The sequence below is a fragment of the Nocardioides sp. JS614 genome, from assembly GCF_000015265.1.
In the GTDB taxonomy this organism is placed as follows: Bacteria; Actinomycetota; Actinomycetes; order Propionibacteriales; family Nocardioidaceae; genus Nocardioides.
Map to the genome: position 1 here is coordinate 1,737,067 of NC_008699.1, position 14,525 is coordinate 1,751,591.

General features: G+C 72.8%; 15 protein-coding genes. 9 read left to right on the plus strand and 6 right to left on the minus strand.

The features are described from left to right. Window positions 1–3: 3 nt before the first annotated feature. From hydA to xdhC, 4 genes are all read left to right on the plus strand, one after another. Window positions 4–1,407, plus strand: a complete 1,404-nt coding sequence (gene hydA / locus NOCA_RS09680) for a dihydropyrimidinase (RefSeq protein WP_011755095.1) — start codon at window positions 4–6, stop codon at window positions 1,405–1,407. Window positions 1,408–1,499: 92 nt separating this feature from the next. Next, the gene (locus NOCA_RS09685) at window positions 1,500–2,972 is read left to right on the plus strand and encodes a xanthine dehydrogenase small subunit (RefSeq protein WP_011755096.1); all 1,473 of its coding nucleotides are present in this window, start codon (window positions 1,500–1,502) and stop codon (window positions 2,970–2,972) included. Then, complete coding sequence (locus tag NOCA_RS09690; protein ID WP_011755097.1) at window positions 2,969–5,272, plus strand: xanthine dehydrogenase molybdopterin binding subunit; 2,304 nt, start codon at window positions 2,969–2,971, stop codon at window positions 5,270–5,272. Before NOCA_RS09685 ends, NOCA_RS09690 begins: the two co-directional genes overlap by 4 nt. A gap of 1 nt (window position 5,273) precedes the next feature. Beyond that, window positions 5,274–6,134 carry a xanthine dehydrogenase accessory protein XdhC gene (gene xdhC, locus NOCA_RS09695; protein ID WP_011755098.1) on the plus strand — a complete coding sequence of 287 codons (861 nt, stop codon included), beginning with the start codon at window positions 5,274–5,276 and terminating at the stop codon, window positions 6,132–6,134. A 35-nt stretch (window positions 6,135–6,169) separates the two neighbouring features. Here the strand turns inward: xdhC and egtD are convergent, their stop codons facing one another. The 4 genes from egtD to NOCA_RS09715 form a co-directional block, all read right to left on the minus strand. Further along, window positions 6,170–7,168 (minus strand): L-histidine N(alpha)-methyltransferase, encoded by a 999-nt coding sequence (egtD, locus tag NOCA_RS09700; RefSeq protein ID WP_011755099.1) that lies wholly within the window; start codon window positions 7,166–7,168, stop codon window positions 6,170–6,172. Between the two features lie 91 nt (window positions 7,169–7,259). After that, window positions 7,260–8,537: an ergothioneine biosynthesis protein EgtB gene (gene egtB / locus NOCA_RS09705; protein WP_041546439.1), complete on the minus strand. Its 1,278-nt coding sequence runs from the start codon at window positions 8,535–8,537 to the stop codon at window positions 7,260–7,262. A gap of 157 nt (window positions 8,538–8,694) precedes the next feature. Further along, window positions 8,695–9,402, minus strand: a complete 708-nt coding sequence (locus NOCA_RS09710; RefSeq protein ID WP_041546440.1) for a Crp/Fnr family transcriptional regulator — start codon at window positions 9,400–9,402, stop codon at window positions 8,695–8,697. Between the two features lie 188 nt (window positions 9,403–9,590). Further along, on the minus strand, window positions 9,591–10,163 hold the full coding sequence (locus NOCA_RS09715) for a hypothetical protein (RefSeq protein WP_197687716.1): 573 nt from the start codon (window positions 10,161–10,163) through the stop codon (window positions 9,591–9,593). A 158-nt stretch (window positions 10,164–10,321) separates the two neighbouring features. Here NOCA_RS09715 and NOCA_RS09720 point away from each other — a divergent pair, with 158 nt between their 5' ends. After that, a complete protein-coding gene (locus NOCA_RS09720; protein ID WP_011755103.1) occupies window positions 10,322–10,867 on the plus strand; it encodes a redoxin domain-containing protein in 546 nt (181 codons plus the stop codon). Between the two features lie 9 nt (window positions 10,868–10,876). Here NOCA_RS09720 and NOCA_RS09725 read toward each other — a convergent pair whose 3' ends face one another. Further along, entirely contained in the window at window positions 10,877–11,197 is a 321-nt protein-coding gene (locus NOCA_RS09725; RefSeq protein WP_011755104.1) for a DUF427 domain-containing protein, read from the minus strand. A gap of 163 nt (window positions 11,198–11,360) precedes the next feature. Here NOCA_RS09725 and NOCA_RS09730 point away from each other — a divergent pair, with 163 nt between their 5' ends. Beyond that, a complete protein-coding gene (locus tag NOCA_RS09730) occupies window positions 11,361–12,092 on the plus strand; it encodes a haloacid dehalogenase type II (RefSeq protein WP_011755105.1) in 732 nt (243 codons plus the stop codon). A gap of 75 nt (window positions 12,093–12,167) precedes the next feature. Here NOCA_RS09730 and NOCA_RS09735 read toward each other — a convergent pair whose 3' ends face one another. Next, complete coding sequence (locus NOCA_RS09735) at window positions 12,168–12,569, minus strand: heavy metal-responsive transcriptional regulator (RefSeq protein ID WP_011755106.1); 402 nt, start codon at window positions 12,567–12,569, stop codon at window positions 12,168–12,170. Window positions 12,570–12,623: 54 nt separating this feature from the next. Between NOCA_RS09735 and NOCA_RS09740 the strand changes: the two genes are divergently transcribed. From NOCA_RS09740 to NOCA_RS09750, 3 genes are read left to right on the plus strand one after another with little or no spacing between them, the layout of a single operon-like run. Further along, window positions 12,624–12,923: a hypothetical protein gene (locus NOCA_RS09740; RefSeq protein ID WP_011755107.1), complete on the plus strand. Its 300-nt coding sequence runs from the start codon at window positions 12,624–12,626 to the stop codon at window positions 12,921–12,923. Beyond that, window positions 12,916–13,146: a hypothetical protein gene (locus NOCA_RS09745; RefSeq protein ID WP_041546441.1), complete on the plus strand. Its 231-nt coding sequence runs from the start codon at window positions 12,916–12,918 to the stop codon at window positions 13,144–13,146. Before NOCA_RS09740 ends, NOCA_RS09745 begins: the two co-directional genes overlap by 8 nt. Before the next feature lies 1 nt (window position 13,147). Continuing rightward, complete coding sequence (locus tag NOCA_RS09750; protein WP_011755108.1) at window positions 13,148–14,500, plus strand: dihydrolipoyl dehydrogenase family protein; 1,353 nt, start codon at window positions 13,148–13,150, stop codon at window positions 14,498–14,500. Window positions 14,501–14,525: the final 25 nt, after the last annotated feature.

A 14,525-nucleotide genomic window follows, 5' to 3' on the forward strand; every position in this document is an offset into this window, starting at 1 on the left:
GAGATGTCGAACGACCTCGTGGTGCGGGGCGGCACCGTCGTCGACGGTGCCGGCACCCGCCGGGCCGACGTGCTCGTGCGGGCCGGCCGGATCGTGGCGGTGGAGCCCGAGATCGCGCTCGACTCCGCCGCCGCTGCCGACATCGTGGACGCCGGCGGCGCCTACGTGGTCCCCGGCGGCATCGACGTCCACACCCACTTCGCCCTGCCGGTGGGGGCGGTCACGTCGGCGGACGACTTCGAGTCGGGCACGCTGGCCGCGGCGTGCGGCGGGACCACCTGCGTCGTCGACTTCGCCGGGGCCGGTCGCGAGCCGTGGCAGGAGGCCCTGGCCACCTGGCACGACCGCGCCCGGGACCGGGCGGTCGTCGACTACGGGTTCCACCTGACGGTCGCCGAGCTGCCCGAGGACCCCGAGGCCGCCGTCGCCCGGTTCGGCGAGTTCGTCGAGCACGGCGTCACCAGTGTGAAGCTGTACCTCGCCTACCCGGACCGCCTGATGGTCGACGACGACACGCTGGCGCGGGCGCTTGCCGCGGGTCGGCGTACCGGCGTCCGGGTCTGCGTGCACGCCGAGGACGGCGCAACCGTCGAGTCCCTGGTCGTCGAAGCGCTCGCGGCGGGTCGAAAGGGCCCGGACGCGATCCCGGCCGTGCGACCCGACTCCGTCGAGGCCGAGGCGATCCGCCGCGCCGCGGTGCTGGCCGCTGCCGCGGACACGAGCCTGTACGTCGTGCACCTCTCCAGCGCGGCCGGCCTGGAGGCCGTCCGCGCGGCCCGCGCCGTGGGGGCCGACGTCCACGCCGAGACCTGCCCGCACTACCTCTACCTCGACCAGGCGCACCTCGAGGCCGGCGAGCCGGACTTCGTGTGCGCCCCACCCCTGCGGGGGGCTGCCGACCGCGCGGCGCTGTGGGGTGCGATCGCCGCCGGTGAGGTCGAGGTCGTCGCCACCGACCACTGCCCGTTCACGCGGGCCGACCGTCGGCGAGGGACCGGTGGGGACGGCTGGGCGGACTTCCGGCAGCTCCCCGGCGGGCTCAGCGGGGTCGAGACCCGGCTCGCGCTGGCCTACCAGGGCGTCGTGTCGGGCCGGCTCACCCTCGGGCGCTGGGTCGAGGTGACGTCCGGAGCCCCGGCCCGGCTGTTCGGCCTGGCCGGCGTCAAGGGGTCGGTCCGGCCCGGGCTCGACGCGGACCTGGTCGTGTTCGATCCGGGAGCGACCCGCGTCCTCGACGCCGCGACCCTGCACTCGCGCTGCGACCACAGCCCGTACGAGGGCCTGGTCGTCACCGGCTGGCCGGCCCTGACCCTCAGCCGCGGCGAGGTGGTCGCGGCCGCCGGCGAGCCCGTGGAGCCGCGCCCCGGACGCGGCCGGTTCGTCCGAAGATCGCCGATCGTCCACTGACGTCGGCCGCGGCGACCGGCCGCCCGGAACGTGCTCGCGGAGGCCGCCGGCCACGTAAAATGTTGTCGCGTTGCGTGCGTGAGGAGAGCGGCATGGCAGCAGCACCCAGCATCCCCGGTGTCACCGTCAACGGCCGCCGCCTGTCCCTCGCCGGGGTGTCGCCGCACACCACGACGCTGGACCTGCTGCGCGGCGTCGGGCTCACCGGCGCCAAGGAGGGCTGCGCCGAGGGGGAGTGCGGCGCCTGCTCGGTGCTGGTCGCTCGCCCCGACGGCGAGGGCATCCGGTGGACCGCGCTCAACGCGTGCCTGGTCCCGGCGGCCGCGCTCGACGGCCAGGAGCTGGTCACGGCCGAGGGCCTCGGCACGCCCGAGGACCTGCACCCGGTCCAGCACGAGATGGCGGTCCGCGGCGGCTCGCAGTGCGGATACTGCACGCCGGGCTTCGTGTGCAGCATGGCCGCGGAGTTCTACCGGCCCGAGCGGGTCGCGACGGGCCCGGGTCCGTCCGGCGACGCGCACGAGCGGGGTCCCAACGGGTTCGACCTGGCCGCGCTGAGCGGCAACCTGTGCCGCTGCACGGGCTACCGACCGATCCGGGACGCGGCGTACGCCCTGGGCTCCCCGGCTCCCGACGACCCGCTCGCGGCCCGGGTTCACCGAGCCGCGCCGGCGCTGGAAGCCACCCGGCTCGAGGACGGGACCGGGGTGTTCGTGCGTCCGCGGGACCTCGCCGAGGCGCTGGCCCTGCTGGGTGAGCACCCCGAGGCGGTGCCGGTCGCCGGCTGCACCGACTGGGGTGTCGAGGTGAACCTCCGCGGCGCGCGGGCGCCGTACGTCGTCGCCGTCGACCGGCTCCCCGAGCTGCGGCGGGTGTCGCTCCCTGCCCCGTCCGGCGGCGCCTTCGAGATCGGCGCCGCGCTCTCGCTCTCCGAGGTCGAGCTCGCCCTGGCCGGCCGGGTGCCGCTCCTGGCCGCGGTGTTCCCGCTGTTCGCCTCCCGGCTGATCCGCAACGGCGCCACGATCGGCGGCAACCTGGCGACCGCCTCGCCCATCGGCGACCTCGCACCCGCCCTGCTCGCCCTCGAGGCGTCCGTGGTGCTCGTCTCGACCGACGGGGACCGCGAGCTGCCGATCGCGGAGCTCTTCACCGGCTACCGACGCTCGCAGCTGCGGCCGGGGGAGCTGATCCGAGCGGTGCGGATCCCACAGCCGCTGGCCGGCACCACCGCCTTCCACAAGATCGCCAAGCGCCGGTACGACGACATCTCCAGCGTCGCGGTCGCCTTCGCCCTCGACGTCGTCGACGAGACGGTCGTCCGGGCCAAGGTCGGCCTCGGCGGCGTGGCGGCCACGCCGATCCGCGCGCGGGCGACCGAGGCCGCGCTCGAGGGCCGGACCTGGTCGGCCGAGACGGCACGCGCGGCCGCCGCGGTCCTGGGTGGAGAGGGGACGCCGATGGACGACCACCGGGCGAGCGCCGCCTACCGCGCCGCGATGCTCGAGCAGTCGCTGCTCAGGCTCTGGGCCCAGGGCCCGTCGGACGAGGGTGAGGCGTCGGCATGAGTGACCTGTCCACGCGCCCGGCCGACGGCGTCGTCGGCCGCGAGGTGCCGCACGAGGGCGCGGCCCTCCACGTCACCGGCACGGCGCTGTACACCGACGACCTGGTCGTCCGCACCCAGGACTGCCTGCACGCCCACCCGGTGCAGGCGCCGCACGCGCACGCTCGGGTCACCGCGCTGCGGACCGCTCCCGCCCTGGCCGTGCCGGGCGTGGTCCGGGTGCTCACCGCCGAGGACGTGCCCGGTGTCAACGACGGTGGTGTGCGGGGTGACGAGCCGCTGTTCCCGAGCGAGGTCTGCTACTTCGGGCAGGCCGTCTGCTGGGTGCTCGGGGAGACGGCCGAGGCGGCCCGGCTCGGTGCCGCGGCCGTCGAGGTCGACTACGAGCCGCTGCCCTCGGTCCTCCTGGTGACCGAGGCGATCGCGGCCGAGAGCTTCCAGGGCGGCCGGCCCACCGTCGAGCGCGGCGAGGTGGAGCGCGGCCTCGCCTCCTCGGCCCACGTCTTCAGCGGGGTCACCGAGATGGCCGGCCAGGAGCACTTCTACCTCGAGACCCAGTGCTCCCTGGCGCAGGTCGACGAGTCCGGCCAGGTGTTCGTCCAGAGCAGCACCCAGCACCCCACCGAGACCCAGGAGGTCGTCGCCCACGTGCTGGGCCGCCACGCCCACGACGTCACGGTGCAGTCCCTGCGGATGGGCGGTGCCTTCGGGGGCAAGGAGATGCAGCCGCACGGGTACGCCGCCGTCGCCGCCCTCGGCGCGGTGCTCACCGGCCGTCCGGTCCGGGTGCGGCTCACCCGCACCCAGGACATGACGATGACCGGCAAGCGGCACGGCTTCCACGCCGAGTGGCGGGTGGGCTTCGATCCGGACGGCCGGTTGCAGGCGCTCGACGTCACGCTCACCGCCGACGGCGGCTGGAGCCTGGACCTCTCTGAGCCGGTGCTGACGCGGGCGCTGTGCCACGTCGACAACGCCTACTGGATCCCGCACGTGCGCCTGCACGGCCGGGTCGCGCGCACCAACAAGACCTCGCAGACGGCGTTCCGCGGGTTCGGCGGCCCGCAGGGGATGTTGGTGATCGAGGACGTCCTCGGGCGCTGTGCGCCGGCGCTCGGTGTCGACCCGACCGACCTGCGCCGCCGCAACCTCTACACCGCGGGCCAGAGCACGCCGTACGGCCAGGTCGTGCGGCACGCCGAGCGCGCGAGCCTGGTGTGGGACCAGGTCCTCGCGAACGGACGGGTGGCGGAGCGGCAGGCGGAGATCGCCGCGTTCAACGCCACCCATCGGCACACGAAGCGAGGCCTGGCCCTCACCCCGGTCAAGTTCGGCATCGCCTTCAACTTCACGGCGTTCAACCAGGCGGGCGCCCTGGTCCACGTCTACAAGGACGGCTCGGTGCTGATCAACCACGGCGGCACCGAGATGGGTCAGGGCCTGCACACGAAGATGCTGCAGGTCGCGGCGACGACCCTGCGTATCCCGCTGGAGCGGGTCCGGCTGGCCCCGACCCGGACCGACAAGGTCCCGAACACCTCCGCCACGGCCGCGAGCTCGGGTGCCGACCTCAACGGGGCGGCGGTGAAGGACGCCTGCGAACAGATCAGGGGCCGTCTCGACGACGTCGCCGCCGGCCGGGAGGTGGGCTGGGCGGACCTCGTGCGCGAGGCGTACCTGCGCCGGGTCCCGTTGTGGGCGGCGGGCTTCTACCGCACCGACGGCCTGGAGTGGGACGCCGCCCGGATGCGGGGCCACCCGTTCAAGTACTTCGTGTACGGCGCGGCCGCGGCCGAGGTCGAGGTGGACGGCTTCACGGGTGCCTACCGGACCCGGCGGGTCGACATCGTCCACGACGTCGGCGACACCCTCTCCCCGCTGGTGGACCTCGGGCAGATCGAGGGCGGCTTCGTGCAGGGGGCCGGCTGGTTGACCCTGGAGGACCTGCGGTGGGACGAGTCGGACGGGCCGACCCGGGGCCGGCTCGCGACCCAGGCCGCGAGCACCTACAAGCTGCCGAGCCTGAGCGAGATGCCCGAGGTGTTCAACGTGTCGCTGCTGGCGGGCGCGCACGAGGACGGTGTGGTCTACGGGTCGAAGGCGGTCGGCGAGCCGCCCCTCATGCTGGCGTTCTCGGTACGCGAGGCGATCCGCGCGGCGGTCGCCGCGTTCGGCTCGGGGTCGGCCAGCGTCGAGCTGCCGTCACCGGCGACGCCGGAGGCGGTGTTCTGGGCGATCGAGCGGGCCCGGACCGGCGCCACCGACGAGCGGGTCGCCCACGCGGTCCCGGGAGTTGGTTGAGATGCATTGGCACGCTGCCGTGGAGCGGCTCCGGCGCGAGCGCCGGGCCGGCGTGCTCGTGACGGTGACCGTCGTCCGCGGCCACGCTCCGCGCGAGGCGGGGGCCAAGCTGGTCGTCGCCCTGCCGGTCCCCGGCGCCGGCGCGACACCGGGGTCGGGTCCACCGCAGGTCTGGGGCACGATCGGCGGCGGCAACCTCGAGGAGACGGCCCTGGACCGTGCCGCCGAGCTCCTCGCCGGGCCGCCCGGACCACCCGAGTCGCTGACCCTGCAGCTCAACGAGAAGGCGCGCACCGAGCACGGCCGGCAGTGCTGCGGCGGCGAGGTCACCTTGCTGTTCGAGCACCTCCCGGTGCTCGCGGCGGTCGCCGTCTTCGGCGTGGGCCACGTCGGCCTCGAGCTGGCCCGGGTGCTGTCCCGCCAGGAGCTCGAGCTGCACCTGGTCGACTCGCGGGCGGACCGGGTCGAGCCGGCTCGGCTGGCGTTCCTCGACGACGGTCCCGCCGAGCTGCACCTCCACCACGCCCCGCTGCCCGAGCTGGTCCTCGGCGAGGTGCCCACGGGGACGCACGTGCTGGTGATGACGCACGACCACGCCGAGGACTTCGCCCTCTGCGACGCCGCGCTGCGCTGCGAGCACCTCGCCTCGATCGGCCTGATCGGGTCCGCGGCGAAATGGCGCCGCTTCCAGCGGGCGCTGGCGATGGAGGGCCACCCGGCGGCGGTGATCGAACGCATCCAGTGCCCGATCGGCAGGCCGGAGCTCACGGGCAAGGAGCCCGCCACCATCGCACTCGGTGTCGCCGCCGACCTCCTGCCGAGGATCCGCCGCGCGGGCGCCGAGCCGCGACTGCACGGCTGATCCGCCCCGTCACCGGCTGTGGTCAGCGGCTGTGGTCACCGGCGGGCGAGCACGAGCGCGAAGTCCCCGGCCGGGTCGGTCCACCAACCCTCGGGCCGCAGTCCGGCGTCCTCCAGTTGGCCCGCGAAGGCCGGCCGGCGGAACTTCGCGGAGATCTCGGTGCGGATCTCCTCGCCGGGCCCGAGTTCGATCTCGAGGTCGAGCGCCGGCAGCCGCACGGTCATCTCGCTGCGGGCTCGCAGCCGCATCTCGATCCACTCCTGCTCGGCGTCCCAGTGTGCGACATGGTCGAAGCGGCGCGGGTCGAAGTCGGCGCCGAGCTCCCGGTTGAGCACCCTCAATACGTTCCGGTTGAACTCGGCGGTGACGCCGGCGCTGTCGTCGTACGCCGCGACCAGCCGGGCCGGGTCCTTCACCAGGTCCAGCCCCAGCAGCAGGGCCTCGCCACCGTGCATCGATCCGGCCAGCCGGCGCAGGAAGACCGCGCGCTGTGCGGGCGGGTAGTTCCCCAGCGTGCTGCCCAGCAGCGCGACGAGCCTGCGGCCCGGCGCGGGAAGCTGCGGCAGGTGCCGGTCGAAGTCGGCCACCACCCCCTGCACGGGCAGGTCCGGATACTCGAGCGCCAGCCCCGCGATGGCCTCGCGCAGCGCACCCGCGCTGACGTCCACCGGGACGTAGCCGCCCAACGTGCCGGCCGCCACCAAGGCGTCCAGCAGGATCCGGGTCTTCTCCGACGACCCGGAGCCCAGCTCCAGCAGCACGTCGGCCCCGGAGGCCCGGGCGATCTCGGCCGCCCGGGACACCAGGATCGAGTGCTCGGTCCGCGTGGGGTAGTACTCCGGCAGCCGGGTGATCTGCTCGAAGAGCGCACTGCCGCGGTCGTCGTAGAAGTACTTGGGCGGCAGCCACCTCGGCGCCGTGGTCAGGCCCTCGCGAACATCGAGCTCCAGGCCGCGCCGCAGGTCGGCGGGGTCCAGCAGGACGTCGATGTCAGCGCCAAGAGCGAGTCGGGCCCTGGAACCGTGGGCAGTCATGCGTCCTCCAGGTAGGGTGCGGGCCGAACGTGGGCGGGGGTCGTCCCGCGGCCTGAGGCCGGTCGGTCGGCACACGCGGTTGCCGAGAAGATCACTGGCGGCCCAGGTCGTCGGCCAGCCGGACACCGGTCACCGGCCAGCGGGCTCCGGCGGGGAAGAAGTTCCGGTAGGTAGCGCGGGCATGTCCCGGCGGGGTCAGTGCGCAGCCGCCGCGCAGGACCATCTGGCCGGACATGAACTTGCCGTTGTACTCGCCGATGGCGCCGGCGGCGGGGTGGAAGCCCGGGTACGGCAGGTAGGCCGAGGATGTCCATTCCCAGCAGTCGCCGAACAGCTGTCGAAGGCCACCGGTCGGCGGCCCGGCCGAGCGGGGGTGCCAGGACTCGGTGTCGGACAGGTTCGCAGGCCGCTCGGCCGGCCCAGCGTCCTCGAGGGTGGCGGCGTGCTCCCACTCGGCCTCGGTCGGGAGGCGCTTGCCGGCCCAGGCCGCGTAGGCGTCGGCCTCGTAGTGGCTGACGTGGCACACCGGCAGTGCGGGGTCGACGGGGAAGGTGCCGTGCAGCGTGTGCTCGAGCCAGACCCCGTCGACCTGGCTCCAGTAGAAGGGCGCACCCCAGCCCTCGGCGGTGACGCGTGCCCAGCCGTCGGAGAGCCAGAGCTCGGGCCGCTGGTAGCCGCCGTCGGCGATGAAGTCCGACCATTCGCCGTTGGTGACCAGCCGATCGCCCATCCGGAAGGGCGGCAGGTACTGCTGGTGGCGGGGCAGCTCGTTGTCGAAGCAGAAGCCGCCGCCCTCGTGGCCCAGCTCGACCAGCCCGCCGTCGTACTCCCGCCAACCCAGCGGCGTCGGGTCCGCGGCGACCGGAGGCCGCCCCGCGTAGACGGGTCGGAGCGGGTTGAGCGACAGCACGTGCTTGATGTCCATCAGCAGCAGCTCTTGGTGCTGCTGCTCGTGGTGGAACCCGAGCTCGATGGTCGGCAGCAGCTTCGCGATGGCGCCCTCGTCGAGCCGGTCCAGGAGGTCGTGGATCCGGTTGTCCACGTTGGACCGGTAGACGCCCACGTCGTGGGCGCCGGGGCGGCTGATCACCCCGCGCATCGGCCGGCTGTGGCGGGGGCCGACCGCCTCGTAGTAGCTGTTGAACAGGAACCAGTACGTGTCCTGGAACGGGGTGAAGCCGGGCTCGTTGTCGGCGAGCACGAAGGTCTCGAAGAACCACGTCACGTGCGCGCGGTGCCACTTGGTGGGCGAGACGTCCGGCATCGACTGGACGGTCTGGTCCTCGGGGGAGAGCGGTGCGGACAGCCGCTCGGTGTAGGTGCGTACCTGGTCGTAGCGGCGCAGCAGGTCCGAGACGTCGACGCTCATGTGGCGAGTCTGACACTCGACCATGAGGCCGGACAGTGTGCTGGCTTACAGAGACGGCCTGGCGTGCCGTGAGCGTCGCGTGCCTCACTGCCCACCGACATTGATCACCTCACCCCGTCGGGTGCCTGAGCGAGCGCCACGGCGGTCGTGCGGAGTACTACTCGCCGCTGAGCACCCGCAGGCGCTCTCGGTTCAAGATGGTGATCCGGCCGCGACCGAGGGTGATCAACCCCTGGTCCGCCAGGTCGCCGAGGATCTTGGTCGTGGTCTCGCGCGAGGTCGCGGCGAGTGCGGCGAGCTGCTCGTGGGTGAGGCGGACCTGGATGCCCCGTCCGAGCGGTCGGCCCGAGGTGGCGGAGGCGAGAGTGACCAGAGCCCCGGCGATCCGCTCGGGGACGGACTTGAAGACCGCGTCGGAGAACTTCTGCTCCAGCTCACCGATGCGACGACCCAGGGTCTCCGAGATCCGCGCTGAGATCCTCGGGTCGCCGAGGAGGAGCCGGCGCACATCGGCCTTGGTCATCACGCACACGACGACGTCGTCGAGCGCCTCGGCGAAGCTGTCGTGCATCTGCTGCCCCACGATGACCATCTCCCCGAAGATCGTGCCGGGATCGATGATCGCGGTCGTGAGTGCGCGTCCGTCGGGGGAGACCCGGAAGATGCGGATCCGCCCCTTCTTGAGGATGAACAGGGTCTCCAGCGGCTGGTGTGGGGTGTAGACGAGCGCGCCTGTCGCGTAGGCCCGCATCGGCGCCGCCTGCGCCAGCGCATCCATCTCCGTGTCGTCGAGGTCGCAGAAGATGTCCACCTCGGACATGCACCAGAGCCGGTCCGGGCCGGCAGCGGCGCGCTCGATCTCCACGTCGTCCTCTCTGCGCCCGGGGGACCAGGGTCGGGCCCCTCCCGCAAGGTCCTCCGGGTCCGTGATCGTCAGGCAGTGGGGTGGTCGGGTTCCCATCGTGTCATCCTCGTCGGGGCTTGGGGCGGACCACGTCCAGCCGGGTGGCGGAGCCCGCCACCCGGCTGACGGGACGTGGGGTCAGCGAGGGGTCAGTGCGCGGGGACCGCGGTGCGCGCCGGCGCGGTCCGAGTGCGTGCGGTGACGGCCACCAGGACGCCGAGGACCACCCCGAAGATGAGGTGCTCGACGATGAAGGTGCCCCAACCGGCCATCTCGGCCATGTTCTCGATCGGGTCTCCGCTGCCGAACACGGCGGCCGCGATCGGGAGGGCGACGTACGCGCTCAGCGCGAACACGAGGAAGCCGTAGACCAGGCCCGCCCCGGCGAGGGTGGCACCGCCGAGGCGGAGGCGGTGGGCGATCGCACCGAAGGCCGCGCCGTACGCGGCGCCGGTCATCATGTGGATCACCGCACCGAGGATGGCCGGACCGGCCAGGAACGTGAACGCGTCGCCGCTCTGCTGGTCGGCCATCATCGACTTCATCATGTCGGCGTCGTCGGTGACCAGCGACGCGATGTGGTACATCGGCGTGAAGAAGCCGGTGTCCTTGGTGTAGGCAGCGAGCATCGCGTACATCGCCATCACCACGGAGGCGATCACGCCGGCGACGGCGCCGATGACGACGGCTCGGCGAAGGCTGGCCGTGCTGGTGGGGGTCATGGGGTGCTCCTTGTCGATCGGCTGGCCCACGTGGGTCAGGCTCTGGACCGAGTGTTCCGACCGTTGGAGGGGCCCGTCGGTGAGCGCGCTTACACACCTCGGCGCCGGTTCCGGGAAGGCTGGTCGATCGACCCGATCCCGACTCGTGAGGAGCCCCTGTGACCGCCGAGGCGACCATTGCCGTGCCGCTCGACCTGGCCCTGTCCACCCCCGAGGGCGCACCGATCGTCCTGCGGAGCGTGCTCGAGCACCCCCTCACCGTCGTGCACCTGGTGCGGTACTACGGCTGCCTGCCGTGCCAGGACTGGCTGGTCCGGCTCGATCGCGCCGCCGGCGAGCTGGCCCGCGAGGGGGTGGGCGCGATCGCGATCGGGGGCTCCGCCGACTACCAGGCACGGTGGCTGCGCGAGGAGAGGGGAGTACGGGTGTCGCTGCTCCTGGATCCCGAGCAGCGGTTCCGGGACCACGTGGGGGCAGCGGATCCGCTCGGCTGGCACCTGCTCGATCCGCGCGGGGCTGCGGCGTACACCCGGTCCCTGGCCCGCGGGTTCCGCCCCCAGCACATCACCCGAGACACGGTGCGCAGCCCGGGCGTCGTCGTCCTCGACGCGACGGGGGCGGTCCGGTGGCGGCACGTCGGCACCCGGATCGGTCACTACCCGTCGCTGGACAAGGTGCGTGCCGCCGTCAGCAGGCTGCGGTGAGCCGACCGGTCATCGGGTGGGTTCGTGCTCGTGTCGCTCGGGCGCCGGACGTACCTCCACGCCGCGCCAGAAGGCGACCCGCCCCTTGACCCTGCGCGCAAGCGGCGACGGCCTCGGGTAGTACCAGGCGGCGTTGGCGCTGGTCACCCCGTCGACACCCACGTCGTAGTACGACGCCAGGCCCTTCCAGGGGCAGATCGTGTGGGTGCCGGTCGGGGTGAGGAACTCGTGGCTCAATGACTCCTCGGGGAAGTAGTGGTTGCCCTCGACGACGATCGTGTCGTCGCTCTCGGCGATCACCACGCCGTGGAAGACGGCCTGCATCCTCATCGCATCTCCTGGTGTGTGAGTGGACCTGGGCTGGTCAGGGTCGTCCTGAGCGACCTGGTGGACCGGGGACACTCAGGCACCCACCGGCAGTCTCGCCACGGCCGGGGCTGCGCACTGTGAGCGCGCTCACCGTTCCGCCCAGCCGGGTGACTACGGTGGAGGGATGACGAGCCGGCGGTCCGATCACCCGCTTCCCAGCTCCGACCACCCGGTCAGCCCGGACGGCGCGCGCAGACCGGCGCTGCTGGTCTTCGACGTCAACGAGACCCTCTCGGACATGTCGGACATCGGCGGACGCTTCGAGGACGTCGGGGCCCCCGCCGCCCTCGCGACGACGTGGTTCGCCGGACTCCTCCGCGACGGCTTCGCCCTCACCGCGGTCGAGGCGTGCGAGCCCTTCGCCCGGATCGCTGCCGAGGCGCTGCGCGGCGTCCTGCACGACCAGTCGTTGGACCGTGCCATCGACGACGCCATCCAGCACGTCATGGCGGGCTTCGCCGGCCTTCCGGTGCACCCCGACGTCCCCGACGGAGTCCGCGCCCTGAGTGGCCTGGGCATCCGCCTGGTGACCCTGAGCAACGGCTCCGCATCGGTCGCCGAGGCCTTGTTCGACCGGGCCGGGGTCAGGGCGCAGTTCGAGGCCCTGCTCTCCGTCGAGGACGCCGGTGCGTGGAAGCCGGCGGCGACCGCCTACGCCTACGCACTCGAACGGACGCGGACCGACCCCATGGACGCGATGCTGGTCGCCGTGCACCCCTGGGACATCGACGGCGCCTCGCGGGCCGGCCTCGCAACCGCCTGGGTCAACCGGGCCGGCGCCCCCTACCCGGACTACTTCCGAGCGCCCGACCTGACGGTGCGCTCCCTGACGGAGCTCGCCGACCGGCTGCGGTGACCGCCTCGGACGATGCGGCGGCTCAGGGGCGACGCCGGGCCGGCCCGAGGAGCTGGCGAAGGGGACGCAGCCGGGTCACGAGTCCCCGACCAGGATGTGGCAGACGGCGGCGTCCCCGCAGTCGGCGGGGTCGAGGCGGTCGCCGCGCGTGAGGAGGCGCTCGAGCTCGCCGGCGAGTGCCTCGAGCTCGCGCACCCGCGCGTGAACCTCGTCGAGTCTGGCCGCCAGCAGGGTGGTGACGTGGGTGCACGGCACGGTGCCTGCGTCTCGCAGGTCGACGATGCCGCGGATCTCGGCGAGGGTGAGGCCCGATGCCTGAGCGCTCCGGATGAACCTGAGCCGGCCCAGTGTGTCACCGCCGTAGACGCGGTAGCCGTTGGCCTCCCGCGGTGGCCTCGGCAACAGGCCGTCGCGCTCGTAGAACCTGATCGTCTGCGCGGTCACGCCTGCCGCATCGGCCAACTGTCCGATCAACATGGTCGCAGCCTAGCCTTGACCTTGTAGTGCGGATCAAGGTCTAGGTTCGGCGCCATGGACGTCACGCTGCTCTACTTCGACGGCTGCCCGAACTGGAAGATCGCCGACGAGCGCCTCGCGGCGATCACCGCGAAACGACCGGACATCACGCTGACCCGCCGCCTGGTCGAGACGATCGACGAGGCGGAGCGGCTCCGGTTCCACGGCTCACCCAGCATCCTCGTGAACGGCGCCGATGCCTTCGCGGACGCCGATACCGCGGTCGGACTGTCCTGCCGGGTCTACCAGACACCCGACGGGCCTGCCGGCGCACCCACCACCGAGCAGTTGGAAGCAGCCCTCGCCCATGGGTGAGCGCGGCTCCGGGGTCGGCGTGGTTGCGACGGCTGCCGCGGGCCTCGGCCTGTGCTGCGGTCTCCCGCTGCTGGCCTCGCTCGGCGCCCTCGGGCTGCTCGCGGGGCTGTCGACAGGCACCTGGATCCTGGTCGCCGTGGGAGCGACCATCGCCGGGTTCGGCGGATGGCGGGTGGTCGGTCGCCGGCGTCGAGCCTGTCCGATCGCGCCGGAGGTGCACTGAGATGGCCGAGACCTACGATCTTGTCGTCGTCGGTGCCGGGATGGCCGGCGTCGCGGCCGCCAACAAGTGTGCGAGCAGCGGTTGGCGGGTGGCGATCGTCGACGCGCTGCCGTACGGCGGCACCTGCGCGCTGCGCGGCTGTGACCCGAAGAAGATCCTGCGACGCGGAGCCGAGATCATCGACGGTGCCCGGCTCATGCGCGGCAAGGGGATCGATGGGCAGGGGCTGCGCATCGACTGGGCGGACCTGATGCGGCACAAGCGTGGCTTCACCGACCCGGTGCCCGACAACCTCGAACGCGACCTGGCCGGCCATGGCGTCGAGACCCTCCACGGCAACGCGCGATTCCTCGGCGGCAACACCGTCGAGATCGCGGGCGCCTCCGTGGAGTCGAGACACTTCCTGGTCGCCACCGGCGCACGCCCACGCGCGCTCGCCTTCCCCGGCCACGAGCACCTGATCGACAGCACCGACTTCTTGGACCTCGAGCGGCTGCCTGCCCGGATCCTGTTCGTCGGCGGCGGCTTCATCTCCTTCGAGTTCGCCCACATCGCGACGCGCGCGGGCAGCGCCACCACGGTGGTCGACCGCGGGCCGCGACCGTTGCGCGGATTCGACCCAGACCTCGTGGACCTGCTGCTCGGACGCAGCCGGCAGGCAGGCATCGCCGTACGGCCTGCCACCACGGTCACGGCGATCGCCAAGGACAAGGCCGGCTACCAGGTCACCCTGGAGACTCCCGAGGGATCCGAGACGATCGAGTGCGATCTCGTCGTCCACGGCGCCGGACGCGAGGCCGACCTCGCCGGTCTCGACCTCGAGGCCGCCGGTGTCGAGTGGAGCCCACGCGGGGTGCGCGTCGCCGGCCACCTCCAGAGCACCACGAACCCCGCGGTCTACGCCGCCGGCGACTCGGCCGACACCCCCGGGATGCCCCTGACCCCGGTCGCTGTGTTCGAGGGCAGGGTCGCCGCCTCGAACATGGTGAACGGCACGACCAGGGCGCCCGACTACGCCGGCGTGCCGACGGCCGTCTTCACCATCCCCGAGCTCGCTCGCGTCGGGCTGCTCGAGCGGGAGGCCAGGGAGAGAGGGCTGGACGTCGACGTCCGCTTCAACGACACCAGTGGCTGGTACTCCAACTACCGCACCGGCGAGACCACGGCCGCGGCCAAGATCCTCGTCGACCGAGCGACCGACCGGGTCGTCGGAGCGCATCTGCTCGGTCCCGAGTACGCCGAGCTGATCAACGTCCTCGGTCTCGCGATCAAGCTCGGGCTCACGACGCGACAGCTCAAGTCGACGACCGCCGCCTACCCGACGGTTGGATCGGATCTCGGCTCCATGCTCTAGCGCCTGCGAGAGATACCGGATTCTG